The 23,003-nt window shown below is 40.0% G+C and carries 20 protein-coding genes and 1 tRNA gene; 20 read left to right on the top strand and 1 reads right to left on the bottom strand.

What is annotated here, in order from left to right:
* Positions 1-39 precede the first annotated feature (39 nt).
* From mfd to IRY55_RS13035, 6 genes are all read left to right on the top strand, one after another.
* Positions 40-3,561, top strand: a complete 3,522-nt coding sequence (gene mfd / locus IRY55_RS13060; RefSeq protein ID WP_194563776.1) for a transcription-repair coupling factor — start codon at positions 40-42, stop codon at positions 3,559-3,561.
* A gap of 51 nt (positions 3,562-3,612) precedes the next feature.
* Positions 3,613-5,199, top strand: a complete 1,587-nt coding sequence (locus tag IRY55_RS13055; protein WP_194563775.1) for a putative polysaccharide biosynthesis protein — start codon at positions 3,613-3,615, stop codon at positions 5,197-5,199.
* Positions 5,196-6,650, top strand: a complete 1,455-nt coding sequence (yabN, locus tag IRY55_RS13050; protein WP_194563774.1) for a bifunctional methyltransferase/pyrophosphohydrolase YabN — start codon at positions 5,196-5,198, stop codon at positions 6,648-6,650. The genes IRY55_RS13055 and yabN overlap by 4 nt, the downstream gene beginning before the upstream one ends.
* Positions 6,647-6,907 carry an RNA-binding S4 domain-containing protein gene (locus IRY55_RS13045; protein ID WP_194563773.1) on the top strand — a complete coding sequence of 87 codons (261 nt, stop codon included), beginning with the start codon at positions 6,647-6,649 and terminating at the stop codon, positions 6,905-6,907. Before yabN ends, IRY55_RS13045 begins: the two co-directional genes overlap by 4 nt.
* A gap of 78 nt (positions 6,908-6,985) precedes the next feature.
* The gene (locus tag IRY55_RS13040) at positions 6,986-7,372 is read left to right on the top strand and encodes an FtsB family cell division protein (protein ID WP_194563772.1); all 387 of its coding nucleotides are present in this window, start codon (positions 6,986-6,988) and stop codon (positions 7,370-7,372) included.
* Positions 7,373-7,497: 125 nt separating this feature from the next.
* The gene (locus IRY55_RS13035; protein ID WP_194563771.1) at positions 7,498-7,917 is read left to right on the top strand and encodes a S1 domain-containing RNA-binding protein; all 420 of its coding nucleotides are present in this window, start codon (positions 7,498-7,500) and stop codon (positions 7,915-7,917) included.
* 98 nt (positions 7,918-8,015) lie between these two features.
* On the opposite strand, the gene IRY55_RS13030 is transcribed toward IRY55_RS13035, so the two are convergent.
* A tRNA-Met gene (locus IRY55_RS13030) sits at positions 8,016-8,089 on the bottom strand.
* A 103-nt stretch (positions 8,090-8,192) separates the two neighbouring features.
* On the opposite strand from IRY55_RS13030, the gene tilS reads away from it, so the two are divergent.
* The 14 genes from tilS (at position 8,193) to lysS (ending at position 22,727) form a co-directional block, all read left to right on the top strand.
* Positions 8,193-9,572, top strand: a complete 1,380-nt coding sequence (gene tilS, locus IRY55_RS13025) for a tRNA lysidine(34) synthetase TilS (RefSeq protein ID WP_194563770.1) — start codon at positions 8,193-8,195, stop codon at positions 9,570-9,572.
* 13 nt (positions 9,573-9,585) lie between these two features.
* Positions 9,586-10,128 carry a hypoxanthine phosphoribosyltransferase gene (gene hpt, locus IRY55_RS13020; protein WP_194563769.1) on the top strand — a complete coding sequence of 181 codons (543 nt, stop codon included), beginning with the start codon at positions 9,586-9,588 and terminating at the stop codon, positions 10,126-10,128.
* A 107-nt stretch (positions 10,129-10,235) separates the two neighbouring features.
* Complete coding sequence (gene ftsH, locus IRY55_RS13015; protein WP_194563768.1) at positions 10,236-12,269, top strand: ATP-dependent zinc metalloprotease FtsH; 2,034 nt, start codon at positions 10,236-10,238, stop codon at positions 12,267-12,269.
* A gap of 152 nt (positions 12,270-12,421) precedes the next feature.
* Entirely contained in the window at positions 12,422-13,186 is a 765-nt protein-coding gene (locus IRY55_RS13010; RefSeq protein WP_194563767.1) for a type III pantothenate kinase, read from the top strand.
* Entirely contained in the window at positions 13,179-14,081 is a 903-nt protein-coding gene (hslO, locus tag IRY55_RS13005) for an Hsp33 family molecular chaperone HslO (protein ID WP_194563799.1), read from the top strand. Before IRY55_RS13010 ends, hslO begins: the two co-directional genes overlap by 8 nt.
* Positions 14,065-15,033, top strand: a complete 969-nt coding sequence (locus IRY55_RS13000; protein WP_194563766.1) for a peptidyl-prolyl cis-trans isomerase — start codon at positions 14,065-14,067, stop codon at positions 15,031-15,033. The genes hslO and IRY55_RS13000 overlap by 17 nt, the downstream gene beginning before the upstream one ends.
* Positions 15,034-15,168: 135 nt before the next feature.
* Positions 15,169-16,092, top strand: coding sequence for a cysteine synthase A (cysK, locus tag IRY55_RS12995; protein ID WP_194563765.1), 924 nt, complete (start codon positions 15,169-15,171; stop codon positions 16,090-16,092).
* A gap of 161 nt (positions 16,093-16,253) precedes the next feature.
* A complete protein-coding gene (locus tag IRY55_RS12990; protein WP_194563764.1) occupies positions 16,254-17,621 on the top strand; it encodes an anthranilate synthase component I family protein in 1,368 nt (455 codons plus the stop codon).
* A 5-nt stretch (positions 17,622-17,626) separates the two neighbouring features.
* Positions 17,627-18,472 carry an aminotransferase class IV gene (locus tag IRY55_RS12985; RefSeq protein ID WP_235961148.1) on the top strand — a complete coding sequence of 282 codons (846 nt, stop codon included), beginning with the start codon at positions 17,627-17,629 and terminating at the stop codon, positions 18,470-18,472.
* Positions 18,469-19,287 (top strand): dihydropteroate synthase, encoded by an 819-nt coding sequence (gene folP, locus IRY55_RS12980; RefSeq protein ID WP_194563763.1) that lies wholly within the window; start codon positions 18,469-18,471, stop codon positions 19,285-19,287. Before IRY55_RS12985 ends, folP begins: the two co-directional genes overlap by 4 nt.
* An 8-nt stretch (positions 19,288-19,295) precedes the next feature.
* Positions 19,296-19,664: a dihydroneopterin aldolase gene (gene folB, locus IRY55_RS12975; protein ID WP_194563762.1), complete on the top strand. Its 369-nt coding sequence runs from the start codon at positions 19,296-19,298 to the stop codon at positions 19,662-19,664.
* Positions 19,661-20,155 carry a 2-amino-4-hydroxy-6-hydroxymethyldihydropteridine diphosphokinase gene (folK, locus tag IRY55_RS12970; RefSeq protein ID WP_194563761.1) on the top strand — a complete coding sequence of 165 codons (495 nt, stop codon included), beginning with the start codon at positions 19,661-19,663 and terminating at the stop codon, positions 20,153-20,155. The genes folB and folK overlap by 4 nt, the downstream gene beginning before the upstream one ends.
* Positions 20,152-21,156 carry a tRNA dihydrouridine synthase DusB gene (gene dusB, locus IRY55_RS12965; RefSeq protein ID WP_194563760.1) on the top strand — a complete coding sequence of 335 codons (1,005 nt, stop codon included), beginning with the start codon at positions 20,152-20,154 and terminating at the stop codon, positions 21,154-21,156. Before folK ends, dusB begins: the two co-directional genes overlap by 4 nt.
* A gap of 80 nt (positions 21,157-21,236) precedes the next feature.
* Entirely contained in the window at positions 21,237-22,727 is a 1,491-nt protein-coding gene (lysS, locus tag IRY55_RS12960; protein WP_194563759.1) for a lysine--tRNA ligase, read from the top strand.
* Positions 22,728-23,003 lie beyond the last annotated feature (276 nt).

Raw genomic sequence — 23,003 nt, 5'->3', positions numbered from 1 at the left:
CATGCCAAAGCTTTTTCGGTTTGAAAGGGGTTTATGAAATTGAGTGAAGTCCAACAATTGTTTCAAGAGCGACTACATATCGAATCATTCGTACAACAATTATCTGAGGGCTCTAATGCATTGGTGACAGGTTTATCAAGCAGTGCAAAAACGATGTATGTACGAGGGTTATATGAAACATCGAATCGTCCGGTCTATGTGATTGTTTCAAATATGTTGAGCGGACAAAAGATGTATGATGATCTTGTTTTACAAATGGGTGAGGAGCAGGTTTTTCTTTATCCAGCAGAAGAATTAATTGCGGCGGAAATGTCTGTTTCAAGTTATGAATTACGTGCAGAGCGGATTGAAACAATCCATCATCTAGCAAACGAGCGCCGTGGTATTTATATTATTCCAGTGGCAGGACTTAAGCGTCGTGTAATGCCAAAAGCGATGTGGAAACATTTTGTCTTCACGATAGAAGTCGGAAAAACGATGGACTGGGAAAGTGTTGAGCGTAGGCTCATATTAGCAGGGTATAGTCGAGAAACGCTCGTTAATGCACCTGGACAATTTGCGGTACGTGGTGGAATTATTGATATTTATACATTAGACCAAGAATATCCGATTCGAATTGAGTTATTCGATGATGAAGTAGACTCTATTCGGACATTTGATGCAGAGAGTCAACGTTCTTTACAAAATCAAGATAGCGCGACAATCGGTCCTGCTGTGGAGTTAATTATTCCAGATGAACAACGACATGAAATAGCGACAGGTTTAGAGCGAGATTTAGCAAAGCGATTACTCGCGATGGAAAATGACACATTTAAAGAAAAATTACTGATGAATATTCAAGGGGAAATTGATCAGTTGCGTGAAGGAATTATGCGTGAACAAGTCGTAACGTATATTCCTTATTTAGAACATCATTTACAATCGCTCATTCATTATTTTAATCCGAACGGTTATGTCATTTATGATGAATTTGCAAGAATTCAAGAAGTCGATGAAACGCTAGAACGAGAAGAAGAAGAATGGTTTTATCATTTATTTGAACAATTGCGCATACCTCAATTGCGTAAAGTAACTTATCCATTGAGCGAGGTAATGGCAGATTGGACTGGATCAACGGTTTATTTCTCGCTATTTAAACGCTCTATTTCTCATGTATCACTGGAAGAGAATGAAGCTATTTCTTGTAAGCCGATGCAACAGTTTCACGGACAAATGCATTTATTGAAAGTGGAGATTGATCGTTGGATGACAGAAGGTTTTACAGTATATGTGAGCGTGCAAGATAAACAAAGGCAAGAACAAGTTCTCTCCATTTTAGATGATTATGAACTTTCGAAATACGTCATTACAAAAGGTGTAGAAGAACGGGGAATTGTCATTACGACAGAACAATTCCGTACTGGTTTTGAATTGCCGATGCAAAAGCTCGCTTTAGTAACGGATCAAGAACTTTTTAAAATGAAACAAAGACCACGTCGCAAAACACAAAAATTGACGAATGCGGAACGAATTAAAAGTTATTCAGAAATTAATAAGGGCGATTACGTCGTTCACGTGCATCACGGGATTGGACGTTTTTATGGGGTCGTTACTTTAGAAGTTGGTGGCGTTCATAAAGATTATTTAGATATTCGCTATCGTGGCGATGATAAAGTATATGTGCCAGCAGATCAAATTGAACTCGTACAAAAATATGTCCCTTCAGGAGAGAAAGAGCCGAAGTTACATAAGCTCGGAGGAACTGAGTGGAAAAAAGCGAAAGCGAAAGTGACGAGAGCGGTTAAAGATATTGCGGATGAACTCGTTAAATTGTATGCAAAACGTGAAGCTGAAAAAGGATTTGCCTTTTCTCCTGATGATGATATGCAACATTCTTTCGAAACAGCTTTTCCATACGATGAAACGGATGACCAATTACGTTCCATCGAAGAAATTAAAAAAGATATGGAACGAGAGCGCCCGATGGACCGTTTGCTCTGTGGAGATGTCGGTTATGGTAAAACAGAAGTCGCGATCCGAGCAGCGTTCAAAGCAGTGAACGATGGAAAACAAGTCGCCTTTTTAGTACCGACGACGATTTTAGCCCAACAACATTATGAAACGATGGTGGAACGATTTGCGAATTTCCCTGTTGAAGTGGGCTTATTAAATCGTTTCCGTACGAAAAAAGAACAAGAAGTAACATTGCGTGACTTAAAAGCAGGAGTCGTCGACGTCGTTGTCGGAACGCATCGCTTATTATCGAAAGATGTTCAGTTTAAAGATTTAGGTTTGCTCATTGTCGATGAAGAACAACGTTTCGGTGTTACTCATAAAGAAAAAATTAAACAGATGCGTACGAATGTTGATGTGCTCACACTCACTGCAACACCAATCCCGCGAACATTGCACATGTCGATGGTCGGTGTGCGTGATTTATCTGTCATCGAAACGCCACCAGCTAACCGTTTCCCGGTTCAAACGTATGTCATGGAGCATAATTTTGGACTCGTGCGTGAAGCGATTGAGCGCGAGATGTCACGGGGGGGACAAGTCTTTTACCTATACAATCGTGTGGAAGATATGGACAAACGTGTTGCGGAAATTCAAGAGCTCGTTCCAGAAGCACGTATTGCATCAGCTCATGGGCAAATGTCAGAGACGATGTTGGAATCGGTCATTTTAGATTTCTTAGATGGCCAATATGATGTGCTTGTTACGACAACAATCATTGAAACAGGGATTGACGTGCCGAATGTGAATACATTAATTGTTCACGATGCGGATAAAATGGGCTTATCCCAGCTGTATCAGTTACGTGGTCGCGTTGGTCGTTCCAATCGTGTCGCTTACAGTTACTTCTTATATCAAAAGGATAAGGTGTTAACGGAAGTGGCCGAAAGTCGTTTGCAAGCGATTAAAGAATTTACCGAGCTTGGTAGCGGATTTAAAATTGCGATGCGCGATTTATCCATTCGTGGAGCAGGTAACTTACTTGGCGCTGAACAACATGGTTTCATTGATTCTGTTGGATTCGATCTTTATTCTCAAATGTTGCAAGAAGCGATTGAAGAGAAACAGGAAGTGAAAGAACAAGTCGAAGCGTCACCAATTGAGATTTCTTTAGCGATCGATGCGTACTTGCCAGATTCATATATTCCAGACGGATTCCAAAAAATTCAGATGTATAAAAGAATTCAAGCTGTCGAAACTGTTGCGGAATACGAAGAGCTTTTTGATGAAATGATTGATCGCTTCGGTGATATGCCTTTACAAGCAGAATTACTTTTGCGTGTCGCGAAAATGAAAGCGCTAGGTAAGCAAGCAGGAGTAGAACAAATAAAAAAACGACAAGCGATTACGGAAATCCGCTTGAGTGAAGCGGGCACTGCAAAAATGGATGGACCGAAAGTAGTGAGTGCAACAGTTCCTTTTGGTCGAGCGGTTGGATTTTCCGTGGAGAACAATCAATTCATTTTATCCGTTGATGATCGTCAAACGGGAAAGAGGAAAGATTTCGACGTGATTGAACAATTATTAGAAATATTAGCATCTAGTCAGAAAGAACTCGCCGCGACTTAAAACGTCTATGAGAGTGATGATTCCAAATGATAGAGAGAAAAGAGGAATATCATGAACAGACAAAGTGAATGGTCGATGCAACAATTTATGAAAGGCGCTTCAATTTTAACGTTAGCAGCTTTTATTGTGAAAATATTGTCGGCAATTTATCGAGTTCCTTTTCAAAATATGGTAGGGGATGCTGGATTTTATACGTATCAACAAGTGTATCCTTTACTTGGCATTTTTGTCATCTGGACGTCTTTTGGTTTTGCCGTTGCTTTGTCGAAACAACTGGCCGATCAAACAACGCTCCAAGCGAAGCGAGAAGTATATACGAGTGCTGTATTACTTCTCGGGATTATTTCGATTGCTTTATTTATTGTATTGCAAAGCTCAGCTCCTCTTATTGCGAGCATTATGGGAGATACTCAACTGACTTCTTTAATACGAGCGACGAGTTGGATGGCTTTATGTATGGCTCCGATCGCAACGATGAAGGGTGCAGCGCAAGCAGAAGGACGCCTGATGCCTGTTGCGATATCCAATATTATGGAGCAAGCTGTGCGTGTGACAATCGTTATCGGTGGAGCATATTTCGTGATGCGCTCATCTGCTGATATTTATAAAGCGAGTCATGTTGCCATCTATGGCAGCATTGCAGGTGGTCTTGTCGCAGTAGTTATTTTATGGATAAAGAGAGAGCCAAGGAAATGGGCATATTCATCGCAATGGAAGCGCCATTGGAAGGAATTATTCATTTTAAGTGTGAGTTTTAGTGCGAGCTCTTTAATTTTACTTTTTTATCAATTGATTGACTCTATCACGATTTTTAAAATATTAGTTAAAAGTATGCCAATGCAACAAGCGATGGAATTAAAAGGAGTTTATGATCGAGGCCAACCTTTCGTCCAACTAGGTATATTAGTGGCGACGACATTGTCGTTAGCAATCGTCCCCCTCATTGCTCATTATGAAATGGCAAAGACAGAGGAAAAAGCGAAACAATTTACGACTTTAACATTTCGCATCGCTTTTATTTTCGGTCTTGCAGCGACCGTTGGATTGTTACTCGTTTTAAAACCACTCAATATTATGTTGTTTCGTCATAACGAACAGTGGGAAGCACTCGCATTTTTCTTAACTCAAATATTTCTTCTGTCACTTGTATTACCTTTGACGGCAATTTTACAAGGGAAGGGTAAAACCGCATTTCCGATTGTAGTGTTCGGAGGGAGTGTCCTGTTGAAGTACGGGTTGAATATATGGTTCATCCCTCATTATCAAGTAGTTGGAGCTGCGCTAAGTAGTTTCATCACACTATGCCTTGTAACATTACTGATGATGGTGTATTTTAAACGGATTGTGCAAGAACGGATGGCGACAAGACGATTTTATCGCATTAGTCTTGTATCGACTTTAGCGATGGTTGCCATTGTATATCCTTATTTATATATGATTCCGTGGGAAGACGTTATTGGTACTAGCCGATTTGCGGCGACTTTTTTAACCATTACTAGCGCTATAATCGGAGCGTTCGTTTTCAGTATTTGTATGATGAGACGCCCTATTATTCAAATTAGAGAATGGTACGTGTTACCATTCGGTCGACAAATTGCTAAATGGCAATTATATGTTCAAAAGGAGGAAAAGAAATGAAACGAGTGACAGTAATTGGTCTTGGCTATGGAGAACTCGAACAACTCCCGCTAGGTATTTATCGATTCCTTAAAGAAACGAATCATATTTATACGCGGACAGTTGAGCATCCGATTTTCGAACAACTACAAAAAGAGAATATGCATATCGAAAGCTTCGACACAATTTATGAAAAGAATGAAACGTTTGAGGCAGTGTATGAAACAATTGTAGAACACTTATTGAAAGTAGATGCACCATCTGTCGTTTATGCAGTACCAGGGCACCCGCTCGTTGCAGAACAAACAGTTCAGTTGTTAATAGAAGCGGAACAACAAGGGAAGATTGAACTTAATATTAAAGGAGGGCAAAGCTTTTTAGATGCGATGTTTACTGCGGTTAGAATGGATCCAATTGAAGGCTTTCAACTGGTGGACGCCCTTCAACTAAAGGCGGAAAATCTTGTCATGAATCAGCATATTTTAATCGGACAAGTATATGATGCGTTCGTTGCGTCCGAAGTGAAATTAACATTGATGGAAAAATATCGTGATGATTACGAAGTGACAGTCGTGACAGCGGCAGGAACGAGTATGGAGCAAGTGCTCACTGTCCCGCTTTATGAATTAGATCGCGTGATGCAAATTGATAATTTAACATCCGTTTATGTGCCACCTGCTCCTTTTGAAGAACGCATGCGAGATTGGTCTTCTTTGAAGGAAGTGATTCGTATTTTACGCTCCCCAGAAGGCTGTCCTTGGGATCGGAAGCAAACTCATGAATCATTAAAGCGTCATTTAATTGAAGAGGCTCACGAGGTCATCCAGGCGATTGAAGAGCAAGATGATCATGCCCTCATTGAAGAATTAGGAGATGTTTTACTGCAAGTGTTTCTTCATGCCCAAATAGGGGAAGATGAAGGATACTTTACTTTAGAAGATATCGTCCAAGCAATTCAAGAAAAAATGATTCGTCGTCATCCTCATGTATTCAGCGATACAACAGTAGCCGACGCGGATGAAGTGGTGACAAACTGGGAAGCGATTAAACGAGCGGAACGAGGCGAAGTAGAGAATTCTATTTTAGACGGTGAATACCGCGCAAGTTCGTCGTTGCTCACATCTTACAATTATCAAAAGAAAGCCGCAACATTAGGTTTTAATTGGCCATCTATTGATGGAGCTTTAGAAAAGTTTGAAGAAGAATGGGCAGAGTTTTTACATGAAGTAAGCGAAGGGGATGCCGAAACACAAATCGATGAATTTGGCGATGTGCTATTTACTCTTGTGAAAATTGCTCAATTTTTAAAGATTAGTCCTGAAGAAGCGATGATTCATGCGAATGAAAAATTTTCTCGACGCTTTCGACATGTTGAACGTCGAATGAAAGAGAATCATGCTACAGGAGAAAAAATAAACTTAGCGCAAATGGATGCTTATTGGGACGAAGCGAAAGGGGAAGAAAACCGATGAGATTGGATAAGTTTTTGAAAGTATCACGCTTAATTAAGCGTCGTACATTAGCTAAACAAGTAGCTGATCAAGGGCGAGTCACCATTAATGGTTTAGAAGCGAAAGCATCGTCTAAATTAAAAGAGGGCGATGAACTCGCAATTCAATTTGGCCAAAAAATAGTGACCGTACGTGTGAACGAACTAAAAGATTCGACAAAAAAAGAAGATGCTACTAATATGTATACAATAATATCTGAGAATACAATTAATTCTTAGTGTTTTTTGGATAATTTTGCAAAGAGGATAAAATTCCCTTATAATTAAGAGAATGAGGAATAAGGAGTGTGAGGCGCAATGCGAGATGAGCAAACGGTCTATTTCCAATCGGATGAGCAAGAAGAAGCTTATAAAGAAAAGAGAAAATGGCGCCTGCAACAAAAAAAGAGATTAAGAAGGCGATTTTTTTTCTATGCTTGTATTGCGTCTTTAACATTTATTACGATTTTTTCGATCTATTTACAACAAGGGAAAGCACAAGAACGGTATTTAGCAGATAAAGCAGAGTTATCTGTTGAACTTGAAAAAGTACAGGAAGAACAAGAGCAATTAAAAGCTGAGCTTGAACGCTTAGATGATGATGAATATATCGAAAAATTAGCGCGACAGCAATATTTGATAGGAAAAGAAGGGGAAGTCATTTTTTCTTTACCTGAAAAAGAAAAGAAACAACAAAAAGAGTAGTCAGTTGACACTCTTTTTTTGTTCGTTATAATGTTAAGTAGGAGACTTGTATACTTTTCATACGAGTGCATGTAAAGATTTCGTCATTCGGAATCGTTTAAACTTTAAGGAGGAGCATTTTTTTTATGTCAATTGAAGTAGGCAACAAGTTACAAGGTAAAGTAACAGGGATTACAAACTTCGGTGCGTTCGTTGAATTACCAGGTGGTTCAACAGGGTTGGTTCACATTAGTGAGGTAGCGGATAGTTATGTTAAAGACATTAACGAACATCTCAAAGTAGGCGAAGAAGTCGAAGTTAAAGTAATGAATGTTGGTTCGGATGGGAAAATTGGTTTATCGATTCGTAAAGCGAAGCCAGAATCAGAAAGACCGCAACGTCCACAACGTCCACGTCACAATAATCGTCAAAGTCAACCTGTCGAACGTGCAGAAAACTTTGAGCAAAAAATGGCACGCTTCATGAAAGATAGCGAAGAGCGACTTTCTACATTGAAGAGAGCTACTGAATCTAAACGAGGTGGCCGCGGTTCACGAAGAGGGTAACTTGAAGTTTACTCAATCTTTAGAAAAAATGGCTTTCGAAATTAAAGCAATAAAAAAGCGATGGAACGTTTACACGTTTCATCGCTTCTTCTTTTGTATAGCGGCGGAGGGAGTCGAACCCACGACCTTACGGGTATGAACCGGACGCTCTAGCCAGCTGAGCTACGCCGCCAAAATGTTCTGATTTAGAACAACATGAATTATCATACACAACAAATGAAAATTTGTCAAATAGATTTTCGAAAAAATTATTAAAAGAAAAGGGCGACTCGATTATGAATTCTCTTATTCATAAAATCCAACATCATATATTGACAATGCAAACATCCGTGCAAAATAAAAAAATATTAGTAGCATGCTCGGGAGGAGTCGATTCAGTAGCACTTGTTCATCTCGTCGATGCGATGCAACGACAGCTACACTATCAATATGGCATCATTCATGTCGATCATATGTTACGAGGACAACAATCTTTTGAAGATTTACAATTTGTGCGCCGATTGAGTGAGAATTATAATGTTCCTTTTTATAGTGAACGAATCGATATACCGAAATTAGTTGTGCAGCACCGAGACAATGTTCAACAAAGATGTCGAATAGAACGCTATCAATTTTTTCAACAAGTGATGGAGCAAGAAGAATACGATATTTTATTGACTGCGCATCATCTCGATGATCATATTGAAACAGCGATGATGCAGATGTTACGAGGACAAAAGCCAATCGGCATTTTAAATGAGCGTCCTTTCCATACAAAATGCTTAATGCGTCCATTACTTTCAATAAGGAAACAAGAATTATTAGCCTATTTACAAACTCATCGTTATTCTTATCGCCACGATCCATCCAATGATAAAGATGACTATGTACGCAATGCGATTCGTCAACATGTCTTGCCACAACTAGCAAAAGTTGAACCGAATTATCCAAAATTAATGGCCTATAGTTTAGAAGGGAATCAACAAGATGAGCAAGCTTTGAATGAAGCGGCGAAAGCATGTTTAGAACACATTCAAATTGAAATTTCAAAGGATCGACAAATCATCGATTGTAATGCCTTTCAAAAAGAGGCCAGCGCTTTACAAAGGCGTGTCATTCTAATACTATTGAATTATCTTTATTCGAATCAAAACGAAGAGATTACATATTCAAAACGCTTGCTAAACCGAATTCAAGCTGAACTCAATCGCATAGCAGGTGAACAAGTAGTTCATTTGCCGAATGGCTATCAAGTTCGCCGTTCTTACAATCGAGCTTATTTCGAGAAGAGAGAATGCTTGAAACAAGGTACGGAGCTTTCCTTATCATTGAATGAGATCGTTCAGTGGGAAAGTTACACGTTTCAGTTATGTTTCCAAAAAGATATTCAAACATTTGAAAATTCTAAACAATACTATTCACTTTCAGATGCTAATTTACGAATCCGTACTCGTCGAGAAGGTGATCGTTTGCATTGGGAAGGAATGGAACGACCGAAAAAACTAGCACGTCTATTTATCGATGAAAAAATAGCCAAACAAAAACGAGATGATTGGCCAATCATTGTCAACGAACGAGACGAAGTGTTAGTTGTGCCTTATTTGAGATGTCGCTATGATGTGCGTTTAAATGAAAGCGATGAGCAAACCTATATGCTCATCGTCGAGCGAAATTAAAGGAGAGAAAAACATGTTAGAAAAAGACATTCAAGAAGTTTTAATTACAGAGGAAGAAATCCGCGCGAAAGTGAAAGAGTTAGGTGAAACTCTTACAGAAGAATATAAAGATAAGTATCCACTTGCGATTGGTATTTTAAAAGGAGCGATTCCTTTCATGGGTGATTTAATGAAAGAAATTGATGCTTATTTAGAAATCGACTTCATGGATGTCTCGAGTTATGGTAATGCAACTGTCTCATCAGGAGAAGTTAAAATTGTGAAAGATTTAAATACGAATGTAGAAGGCCGTGATATCTTAATTATCGAAGATATTATCGATAGTGGTAAGACGTTGAAATATTTAGTGGACTTATTTAAGTACCGTCAAGCGAGCTCTATTCAGATTGTTACATTGCTTGATAAGCCGACAGGACGTAAAGTGGATTTAAAAGCGGACTATGTCGGATTTGATGTTCCGGATGCATTCGTAGTCGGGTATGGTTTAGATTATGCAGAAAAATACCGTAATTTACCATATATCGGCGTATTGAAAAAAGAAATTTATTCATTTTAATTTAGAATGAATACCTATAATGAAAAGGCGTTTTCATTGTAGGTAAGTGTTAATATATGTTAAGATTTACAATAGTTTTTTGTGAATGAAATGAGGAGGATTTTAGGATGAATCGAACGATGCGATATATTATATTGTATGGATTGTTGTTCCTTGGACTTCTAGGAGTCTTTAATCTATTCAACAATCCGAACCCGAAGATGCAGCCGATTCGTTACGATGAATTTGTCAATGCGTTAGAAGCGGGCAATATCGAAGCAGCAGAGTTGCAACCGATGCAACTTGTTTATGAAGTAAAAGGGAAGATGAAAGATGCCAAAGATGGCGAGACGTTCATTACGAATATTCCGATGGACGATCGACCAGTATTAGATACAATTGGAGAACTTGCAAAGACGGGTCACGAATTTAAATTCGAAAAAGCGCCTGAGAAAAGTATGTTCGCTACATTTATTGTCGGGGTTGTACCGTTTATCATCATCATCATCCTATTCTTCTTTTTATTAAATCAAGCGCAAGGAGGCGGCGGTGGTGGCCGTGTGATGAACTTCGGTAAGAGTAAAGCGAAGTTGCATACAGACGAAGGCAAAAAAGTAAGCTTTGCTGACGTAGCTGGAGCCGACGAAGAGAAGCAAGAACTCGTTGAAGTTGTTGATTTCTTAAAAGACTCGCGCAAATATATTCAATTAGGTGCTCGTATTCCGAAAGGGATTTTACTCGTAGGACCACCAGGAACGGGTAAAACATTACTCGCACGTGCAGTAGCTGGTGAAGCAGGCGTACCATTCTTCTCGATTTCAGGATCTGATTTCGTGGAAATGTTCGTCGGTGTCGGAGCGAGCCGCGTACGTGACTTATTCGAAAATGCGAAGAAAAATTCACCGTGTATCATATTTATCGATGAGATTGATGCGGTAGGTCGTCAGCGTGGAGCTGGACTTGGCGGTGGACATGATGAACGTGAACAGACGTTAAACCAATTGCTCGTTGAGATGGATGGCTTCGACGGCAATGAAGGAATCATTATTATCGCAGCGACAAACCGTGCAGACATTTTAGACCCTGCATTGTTACGTCCAGGTCGTTTTGACCGTCAGATTTTAGTGCATAATCCAGATGTGAAAGGCCGTGAAGCAATTTTACAAGTCCATGCGCGTAACAAGCCATTGGATGAATCAGTGAAATTAAACGTGGTCGCGAAACAAACCCCTGGCTTTTCGGGTGCTCAACTTGAGAACTTATTGAATGAAGCAGCATTAGTCGCAGCTCGTCGCAATAAGACGAAAATTGATATGTCCGACATCGATGAAGGAACAGACCGTGTTATTGCAGGGCCAGCGAAGTCTAACTCTGTTATTTCCGAAAAAACCCGTCGTCGCGTCGCCATTCACGAAGCAGGGCATGTTGTCATTGGCTTAATGCTAGACGATGCAAGTTTCGTTCATAAAGTAACGATTGTACCGCGTGGTCAAGCGGGCGGATATGCAATTAGCATTCCACGCGATGAAAGTAACTTATCGACAACACAAGAATTGTTAGACCGTATTTCAGGTACATTAGGTGGCCGCGCTGCGGAAGAAATTATTTTAGGTGACGTATCAACAGGTGCTGTCAATGACTTCCAACAAGCGACAGATATCGCACGTCGTATGATTACAGAATTTGGTATGAGCGATAAGCTCGGTCCTGTTCATTTAAGTGCAGAGCGCAGTCAAATGTTCTTCGGTCGAGATATCGGAAGTACACCGACGTATTCGGATGAAACAGCACGACTCATCGATCAAGAAGTTCAAACGATGCTTCAAGATCAATACGAGCGTACACTCGATATTTTGCGCGAGAACAAAGAGCTTCTCCAATTAATTGCTGATACATTACTTGAAGAAGAAACGCTCGATGCAGAACAAATTAATCACTTAAAAGAACATGGTACATTACCTGTTCGTTTATATGATCAAAATAATCGTCCGGAAGAATTGCAAGCTGTTGTAGAGGACAGTTCAGAAGACACTCAAGCAGAGCCTGAATCAAAAGAAGAGCAGAAAGAGGCTTTGGAAGATACAGGAGAAGCAGAAATCGAAATTATGGGTGACCTTGGTACAACTTCTAAAACGAAAGAAGAACAGAACGATAAACAATAAATAGAACAGGCGGGGAGTTGAATGATTAAATTCAACTGTCCGTCTTTCTTTATTTGAAAGTTTGTATATTGATTTAAGAGTACAGTTGTTTTTTTCTCTATGTAATATGTTATGATAACGTGGAAAACATTGAGAATGTGGGGCTAGAGAAAATGATCTTAGTATTAGATACGGGGAATACGAATATCGTATTAGGGGTTTATGACCAAGGCGAGTTGAAATATCATTGGCGTATGGAGACGTATCGTCATCGTACAGAAGATGAATATGCCATGTCAGTGAAAGCATTGTTTAATCATGTTGGATTAAAGTTTAATCAAATTCATGGCATCATTATTTCATCGGTGGTACCGCCAGTGATGTTTCCGCTAGAACAAATGTGTCGTAAATATTTTAACCAGCGACCACTTGTTGTAGGGCCAGGCATTAAAACAGGTTTAAACATTAAGTACGACAATCCAAAAGAAGTCGGAGCAGACCGTATCGTGAATGCCGTTGCAGCGATTCATGAATACGGGAGTCCGCTCGTCATCGTAGATTTTGGAACAGCGACGACGTATTGCTATGTGAATGAGAAAGGTGAATATATGGGCGGAGCCATCGCACCAGGAGTTGGCATTTCGATGGAGGCACTTTTTGACCGCGCTTCTAAATTACCACGCGTCGAACTTATTCAACCTGAACAAGTCGTTGGGCGTAACACAGTCGAAGCGATGCAGTCTGGAATTATTTATGGTTATGTCGGACAAGTTGAGGGTATTGTGCAACGAATGAAAGAGCAAAGTAAGGAGATGCCGACTGTTATCGCGACAGGGGGCATGGCACAATTAATTGCAAAAGAAACGGATGCGATTGATGTGGTCGATAATTTTTTAACATTAAAAGGTTTACATTTAATATATGAACGAAATGAATGAGGTGACAATCGTGGGAAACGATTATTTAGTAAAAGCATTAGCATTTGAAGGAACAATTCGCGCTTACGCAGTGCGCTCAACAGAGGTAGTAGGGGAAATGCAAAGACGTCACAACAGTTGGCCAACAGCCACTGCTGCAATTGGTCGTACGATGACAGCGACAGTGATGATGGGCGCAATGTTAAAAGGCGAAGAGAAATTAACGATTAAAATCGAAGGAAATGGTCCACTTGGTGCTATTATTGCAGATGCGAATGCAAAAGGCGATATTCGAGGATATGCACTATATCCACAAACTCATGTCGAATTAAATGAGCAAGGAAAGCTGGACGTGAGAGGAGTTGTAGGTACAGAAGGAATGTTATCTGTTGTTAAAGATATCGGTCTTCGAGATTTCTTTACAGGGCAAATTCCAATCGTTTCAGGCGAAATTGCAGAAGACTTTACGCAATATTTCGCTGTGTCGGAACAAGTACCATCCGCTGTAGGATTAGGTGTTCTCGTGAACCCTGATAATACGGTGCAAGCGTCAGGCGGTTTTATTTTACAAGTGATGCCAGGAGCAACTGATGAAACGATCGATGCATTAGAAGAAGCATTACAAAAAATGACACCAGTATCGACGATGATTGATAATGGATTAACACCAGAAGAAATGTTGTATGCGATTTTAGGGGAAGAGCGTGTGGACATTGTGGATGAAATGCCAATTCAATTTGCATGTAATTGTTCACGTGAACGATTTGCAAATGCAATTGTCGGCTTAGGACGTGAGGAGATTCAATCGATGATTGATGAAAATGGTGAAGCGGAAGCAGAATGTCATTTCTGTCTTGAAAAATATCATTATTCTAAAGAAGAGCTGGAGCAATTATTGAATGAAGCGCGTGCGTAATCGCCAAGCTTCACCGAAACAAAGACAAACTCCACCAGAAAAGACACGCCCACAACCACCTAAAAAAAGACGGACTTTGAAACGTAAACCGTTACTCGTCTTATTAGCGGGTTCGGTTATGCTGAACTTTATTTTTCTTATACTTCTACTCATTCCGAGTGAAAAGGGGACAATGAATGAAACGGTTGCAACAGTTGGTTCTGAAAAAATAGATCGTAATACGTGGATGAATGCGATGGAACGTGAAATTGGTCGCGAAACATTGCAACGCCTCATCAATGAAAAAGTAATGGAAGCGGCAGCCAAGTCTTATAAATTGAATGTCACGGAAGAAGAAGTTGACTTAGAACTCGCTTTATTAACTGCTTCGGATCGTCAATTAACGATTGGTAATCACGAAGAGTCTTTACGTGAACAAATTCGAGCAAATCTTATTTTGGAGAAAGTATTAACGCATGATATCGTTATTGAAGAAAAAGAGATTCAAGAATATTACGATGAACACCAATCTCTCTATAACGTTCCGACATCTTACCGTACATATGTCATTGTGACAGAAACGGAGGAAGAAGCGAAACAGACGATTGAAGAAGTGAAAGAAGGATCGAATTTTGAATTACTAGCGAAAGAGCGATCCATAGATATTCAGTCTTCTAATTTGGGCGGTGATTTAGGATACATTAATACATCGACTGAACTGGTAGATGAACAAATTTTAAAAACGGCAAAAAGTTTAGAAAAAGATGAATTAAGTAACCCTGTTCGTTTGGAAGACGGCACTTACGCAGTGATTCGTATTCGTGATATTATTGAAGAAAAGAATTTTGATTTTGATTCAGTGAAAGAACAAATTAAGCGAGTATTAGCGATGGAGCAATTACCTTTAACGGTTCGTCCAGAAGTATTTTGGAAAGAATTTAAAGTAGATTGGATTTATCAAGAAAAGAAATAAGAACGAAAATGAGGAGTACGGAAGTGCTTCTCATTTTTTATTTTAAAACCTAGTATATTGGTTGACTTTATAAGGTGAAGTTGTATACTAATATTAATCATATTAAAACAGTAGGGATTAAAAAGGAGAATGACCATGGCCATTGTAGGGAATTCAGTAGCAGACTTAGTAGGAAAAACACCATTAGTGAAATTAAACCGTTTAACAGGTGAAAATGACGCGGACGTTTATGTAAAATTAGAATACTTCAATCCAGGATCAAGTGTGAAAGATCGTATTGCACTTGCGATGATTGAAGCGGCTGAAAAATCAGGGGAATTAAAAGAAGGTAGCACAATTATTGAGCCGACGAGTGGAAATACAGGAATTGGACTTGCAATGATTGCTGCAGCGAAAGGATATGGCGCAGTTCTCGTTATGCCGGATACAATGAGTTTAGAACGTCGTAATTTACTTCGCGCTTACGGAGCTGACCTTGTTTTAACACCAGGAGCAGAAGGGATGAAAGGTGCGATTGCGAAGGCAGAACAATTGTCGAAAGAAAATGGCTGGTTCATGCCACAGCAGTTCAATAACGAAGCGAACCCAGAAGTGCACCGTTTAACGACAGGACCTGAAATCGTTGAAGCGCTCGATCAAGTCGATGCGTTTATCGCAGGAATCGGGACAGGTGGAACAATTACAGGTGTCGGACAAGTGTTAAAAGAACACTTCCCAAATGTTCAAATCGTAGCGATCGAGCCTGATGAGTCTGCTGTATTGTCAGGAGATGCACCAGGGGGACATAAAATTCAAGGAATCGGCGCTGGATTTGTTCCGAAAGTGTTAGATGAAGAAGTGTATGATGAAATTATGCGAGTAAAAGGTGACGATGCATATGAATACGCTCGTCGCGCAGCAAAAGAAGAAGGAATTTTAGGTGGTGTTTCTTCAGGGGCAGCGATTTACGGTGCATTACAATTAGCGAAACGACTCGGAAAAGGAAAAACAGTCGTAACGCTCTTGCCATCTAACGGAGAACGTTACTTAAGCACACCATTGTATCATTTTGATGATTGATTCATAATGTTTGTAATGAGGCGTAGTGAAGCAGGAGAGATCCGCTCGCTACGCTTTTTGTTTTGCCATAAGAGCAATGTGTAGCAGAATACCTTCTATAAGAGGTAAAATAGAATCGAATGAAACCATTTGAAACTGAAAGAAGCTGGAGGATTAAATCGATGAAACGAGTGATTTATAAAGAGCGAGGGCATATGACGCATGAACAATTTATCGGAAAATATGCTTCATTAGGAAAAGAAAAACAACATCATATGTTGCTAGAGAGCGGGAGGGGTGGAAACTATTCCATTGTAGGGATGCATCCACTTAAGCGCTATGAGTCAACAGGGAAAGGTGTTCGAATCATTGAAGGAGAACGGGAATTTTTTAGCGATTTAGATCCTTTACAATATATAGAGCAAGAACGACAAGCGATGCACATCGAAAGTGCCGATGTCGATTTACCTTTCAAAGGTGGTTTTTTAGGGTTTGTCGGTTACGATTATGCACGACGTTATATGGATATCGGAGAAGTAGCATCGACAGAAGTTCATATTCCAGATGTCGTTTTTTACTTATTTGAAGACTATGCGATATTCAATCATACGACGAATGAGGTCACGTGGTTGACGTTCAAAGATGATGAACATTTAAAGCGATGGAAGGAGCTTTGGTTAGACGCTCGTGAATATGAGCAAAAAATGCGCAGTAACAAGCAATCACTTGAAATTGTAGCGGGGATGTCAGAGGATATATTTTGTGAAGGAGTAGCACATATTCAGCAGTTAATTGAAAACAATCGTGTGGAACAAGTGAACTTAACTGTTCTTCAAAAGGCGAAAAGCGACATTCCAGCATTACATATGTATTTAGTGTTACGCCAAATTAATCCCTCTCCTTATATGGCGTTTATTCAACATGAACAATTCCAAGTGGTGAGTGGATCGCCTGAATTGTTGTTGAAAAAGAGAGGGACTCAAATTGAAACGCGCCCTATTGGAGGAACGAGACCTCGTGGGATGACACCTGAAGAAGATGCCGCGTATATTCAAGATTTAAAAAATGCACGTAAAGATTTAGAAGAACATGATATGCTCGTACAATTAGAAGTGAAAGATTTTAAAAAAGTATGCGTGCCGAATACAGTAGAAGTGAATGAGTCGGAAGAGATTGAAAAATATTCCCACGTCATGCATCTCGTATCGAATGTACGCGGACGATTGAAAGATGATGTTACATTACAAGAACTTGTAGAAGCGGTGTTTCCAGGAGGGTCGATAACGGGTGACCCAAAATTGCCGACAATGCGAGCAATTGAACGATTGGAACCGACGAAGCGAAATTTATATACGGGGTCAATCGGTTGGATTGGTTTTGATGGTGATTTGGAATGGAATATCGTCATTCGTACAGCGCTTGTAGAAGCGGGGACATATTATGTACAAGCGGGTGCAGGGATTACGAGTGACTCTGTAGCGAAAGAAGAATACGCAGAGTCGTTAATGAAAGCAGAAGCGCTATTTGAAGCATTGCGATTAACGGAGTGAGAGAATTGTATTGTTATTATGACGGAATGATTATGAAAGAGAGCGATGTGTCGATTTCGCCGATGAGTCACGGTTTTTTGTATGGTGTCGGCTTTTTTGAAACGTTTCGCACGTATAATGGAGAGGTTTTTCAACTCGATGCTCATTTTGAGCGTTTAACTCGAGCGTTAACCGATTTAAATATGGCATGTTCTTTAACGCCTGAACAATTGCGTATTGCATGCCGACAATTAAATGAACTTGACGAAAATAAAGATGGTTATTTTCGATTAAACGTATACGCAGGGGAAGAAGGTTTAGGACTGGCGGTTCCTCAATATGATCACGTGCATGTATTATTGCTAAGAAAAGAGCTACATGTTTCACGTGGAACAGAAAAACTAGCCTATCGCATTGAAGTGCCACGCAATAGTGAAGAAACGACATATCGCCATAAATCATTTAATTTTTTAAACAATGTTAAAGCACGTCAACAATTAAATAGTTTGGCGACAGAAGAAGGGATTTTGATTAACCGAGAAGGATATGTCGTAGAAGGGGTGACATCGAACGTATTTTGGTCGAAGGATCATGTCATTTATACCCCATCTGTCGCAACTGGATTATTAGAAGGTACGGCACGTTCAACCGTTTTAAAAATCGCATCACCTCATTATGAAGTGTGTATCGGTGAGTTTAAAGAAGAAGACTTGCATAGTATAGAAGAAATGTGGATAACGAACGCAGTACAAGAGCTCGTTCCGATTAAAAGTTATGAAAATAAACGATTGCTAGGAAATAAAGGGCCGATTTATCAACATCTGCATGCGCTTTATCAACAAGTTGTGTATAAAGGAGAGAATGAAAAGTGAAACCGTACGTCATTAAAGGAGAAACATTTGATTTTCAAAAAGAACCTGTCGTCATGGGAATTTTAAATGTGACGCCAGACTCGTTTTCGGATGGTGGAAAATATAACGAAGTAACAAAAGCTGTCGAACACGCACGAGAAATGTTAGCATTCGGGGCTCGAATTATTGACGTCGGTGGAGAGTCGACACGCCCAGGGCATGCGCCTGTGTCAGAAGAAGAGGAAATCCGTCGAGTCGTGCCGATTATCGAAGCATTGACGAAAGAATTGGATTGCGTCATTTCCATCGATACGTATAAAGCAAAAGTAGCGGAAGAAGCGGTGCGCGCGGGGGCTTCAATTATTAATGATGTATGGGGAGCACAGAAAGAACCAGCAATTGCAAAAGTTGCGGCACGTTTCGATGTTCCGATTATTTTAATGCATAATCGAAAGGAAGCGGATTACCCAGAAGGATTTATTGCGGGGTATGAAGCGGACTTAAAGCGTAGCATTAAAATCGCAAAAGAAGCTGGCGTACGCGAAGAAAACATTTGGTTAGATCCAGGTATCGGCGTCTTTTCGAAGTCACAACCGGAAAATATAATTGCGATGCAACACTTAAAACAGTTAAATGAGTGGGGGTATCCCATTTTACTCGGCACGAGCCGTAAATCCTTGATTGGATATGTACTCGATTTACCGGTAGAAGAACGGTTAGAAGGGTCGCTTGCGACGGTCAGTTACGGCATATTAAACGGAGCTCATATCGTGCGCGTACATGATGTGAAAGAAACGGTGCGAACGGTTAAAATGTTAAATGCATTAATGAAATGAGGATGAACATGGATTATATTCATATTGAAAACATGCAGTTTTATAGTTATCACGGTGCGTTAGAGGAAGAAAATCGTCTCGGTCAACGTTTTAATGTCGATGTTTCATTAGCGGTTTCTTTACAGGAAGCGGGAGAAACGGATGACTTAGCAAAGACAATCAATTATGCAGAAGTGTATGAAGCGACGAAGGAAGTTGTAGAAGGAGAGCCTGTTAAGTTGATTGAAGCGGTAGCAGAACGTATCGCAACGAGTATTTTGACAAAGTTTTCACCATTGACAGAGGGTGTTCGAGTGAAAGTTATCAAGCCGGATCCACCCATTCCCGGACATTACAATCATGTAGCGGTTGAAATTGTACGGGGCGATTATCGATGAATCGAGTGTATTTATCGATTGGCTCAAATATCGGAAATCGCATGGACTACTTAACGCGAGCGATTGAACAACTCCAACATCATCCAGCGATTCAAGTGAAACGTCAATCTTCTGTGTATGAAACGGAACCAGTTGGGCTCGTCGATCAAGCGAACTTCCTCAACATTGTCGTAGAAATTGAAACGAATTTAGAGGCAGACGCTTTACTACAAGTATGTCAACTCGTTGAAGAGTTATTAGGGAGAGAACGTGTCATCCGTTGGGGACCGCGTACAGTCGATGTCGATATTTTATTGTTCAATGAAGAAGTTATTCGGACAGAGTCGTTAATCATTCCTCATGAACGCATGCATGAGCGACTATTCGTTCTCGTCCCTTTATTGGAATTATCGCCTGGGCTCGTACATTCTGCAACTCAACGTCCTTTGAAACAATATGCAGAAGAAGCGACAGGAGAAGTTTGGATTTATGAAGGAGAGGAGTCATCATGACAACGAAACCTTTTAAAATTGGAAATATCGAACTGGACAATCGCGTCGTCGTAGCACCTATGGCGGGCATTAGTAATTCTGCGTTCCGCCTTACAGTGAAAGAATTTGGGGCAGGTCTTGTGTATGCGGAAATGATTAGCGATAAAGGAATTATTCAACGCAATCGCAACACGATGAACTTACTTCATATTGATGAGCGAGAATACCCTCTAGCTTTGCAGATTTTCGGAGGAGAAAAAGAAACGTTAGTAGAAGCGGCGCAATACGTCGACCAACAGACGAACGCGGATATGATCGATATTAATATGGGATGTCCTGTCAATAAAATTATTAAATGTGAAGCGGGAGCAAAATGGCTGTTAAATCCTGACAAAATTTATGAAATGGTATCGGCAGTAACTGAAGCAGTTGAAAAACCGGTCAGTGTAAAAATGCGAATCGGCTGGGATGAAGAGCATATTTTCGCGGTGGAAAATGCATTAGCGGCTGAAAAAGCAGGAGCGAGTGCTATTGCGATGCACGGTCGTACGCGTGTCCAAATGTATGAAGGTAAAGCGAATTGGGATGTGCTGCGACAAGTGAGTGAAAAAATTACGATTCCCTTTATCGGAAACGGAGACGTCGCAACACCGATGGATGCTAAGCGCATGTTGGAGGAAACAGGGGTAGATGCGGTTATGATTGGTCGTGCTGCATTAGGGAATCCATGGATGATTTACCAAACGGTACGCTATTTAGAAACGGGAGAGTTTGTGGAGGAACCAAGTCCGATTGAAAAAATCGACGTATGCTTACTCCACTTTAATCGTTTAATGGCTTTAAAAGGTGAGCGGGTAGCGGTGCGTGAAATGCGCAAACATACAGCGTGGTATTTGAAAGGAATCAAAGGAAGCGGTCCGATTAGAAGCGCTGTGAATGAAACGGAAACGAAGGAACAATTGACAAATCTTTTACAAGGATTTCAACAAGAACTTGCTGAACGACAACAAACTACAATTTAACAATGAAACGATTGATTAAATCGTGTACAATACAAGATAGTAAATCCAATTAACGGATAATGAATCAAGGAGTGAACGAAATGTCTCATTTAGACGAATTGAACGATCAGCTTATCGTGCGTCGTGAAAAAATGGAAGCGATTCGCGAAGGTGGTCTCGATCCATTTGGTAGTCGTTTTGAAAGAACGCATTTATCAAGTGATATTCATGAAGCGTATGACCAATATTCAAAAGAAGAATTAGAAGAGATGGAAACAGAAGTAACGATTGCAGGTCGCATTATGACGAAGCGCGGTAAAGGGAAAGCTGGATTTGCTCATTTACAAGATATGAACGGTCAAATTCAAATTTACGTGCGTCGTGATGAAATTGGCGAAGAAGCATATGATTTATATAAAACAGTAGATATCGGTGATATTATCGGTATTAAAGGTCGCATTTTCAAAACGAATGTCGGAGAATTATCTGTACGTGCCAACGAATTTACATTTTTAACGAAAGCATTGCGTCCATTACCAGAGAAATTCCATGGATTAAAAGACGTAGAACAACGTTACCGTCAACGTTATTTAGATTTAATTTCTACAGAAGGTAGCAAAGAGAGATTTGTGCTCCGCAGTCGCATTATTCAAGAGATGCGTCGATACTTAGATGCACAAGGATTTTTAGAAGTTGAAACACCGATGCTCCATTCAGTAGCAGGGGGTGCGAATGCTAAACCATTCATTACACATCATAATGCGCTCGATTTAGATCTCTATATTCGAATCGCACTAGAATTGCACTTGAAGCGACTCGTAGTCGGTGGATTTGAAAAAGTTTATGAAATTGGTCGCGTCTTCCGAAACGAAGGGATTTCAACACGTCATAATCCGGAATTTACAATGATTGAATTGTATCAAGCTTATGCAGATTATAACGATATTATGGAGCTTACCGAAAATATGGTGGCACATATCGCTCAAGAAGTACTTGGTACAACGACGATCCAATATGGGGAAGACACAATCGAACTCGCGCCACGTTGGAAACGACTCCACATGGTAGATGCAGTTAAAGAATATACAGGGGTAGACTTCTGGCCAGAAATGACGAAAGAAGAAGCGCATGCATTGGCGAAAGAACATAATGTCGAAGTAGAAAAAATGATGGATGTCGGTCACGTCTTAAACGAATTCTTCGAACAAAAAGTAGAAGAACAACTCGTTCAACCGACATTTATTTATGGACATCCTGTTGAAATTTCACCACTTGCTAAGAAAAATGCTGAAGATCCACGCTTCACAGATCGTTTTGAATTATTTATCGTGCGTCGCGAACACGCGAACGCATTTACAGAATTGAATGACCCGATTGATCAACGTCAACGCTTCGAAGCACAACTCGCTGAAAAAGAGATGGGGAATGATGAAGCGCATGATATGGATGAAGATTATATCGAAGCATTAGAATACGGTTTACCACCAACAGGAGGATTAGGTATCGGAATAGATCGTCTTGTTATGTTATTAACAGATGCACAATCGATTCGTGATATTTTACTCTTCCCACAAATGCGTTCGAAAGATTAATAGAATAAGTTTTCTAAATCAGAAAGTGAGTTACTCGCTTTCTGATTTTTTTATTTGATTTTATATTGATATGTTGAAATAGAACTCATAGTTCAATGAAAATATAGAGGAAGTATGTAAGATTATAAAAAATAACAAAAATTTAAGGAGAGAGAAAGGAGTGCAAGTAATAGCGATACGGGTTTAAATCGATTTGCATGTTTTGAAAATAGTGAAGAAAATCGAAATATAAAAAAGCTATATAATGAAGGGAAATTTAAGTTAAAATTTTTAAAG

It is taken from the genome of Savagea serpentis, assembly GCF_015351395.1.
Lineage (GTDB): Bacteria > Bacillota > Bacilli > Bacillales_A > Planococcaceae > Savagea > Savagea serpentis.
Note: the sequence above shows the minus strand (reverse complement) of the source record. Positions and strands in the feature narration are given on the sequence as shown.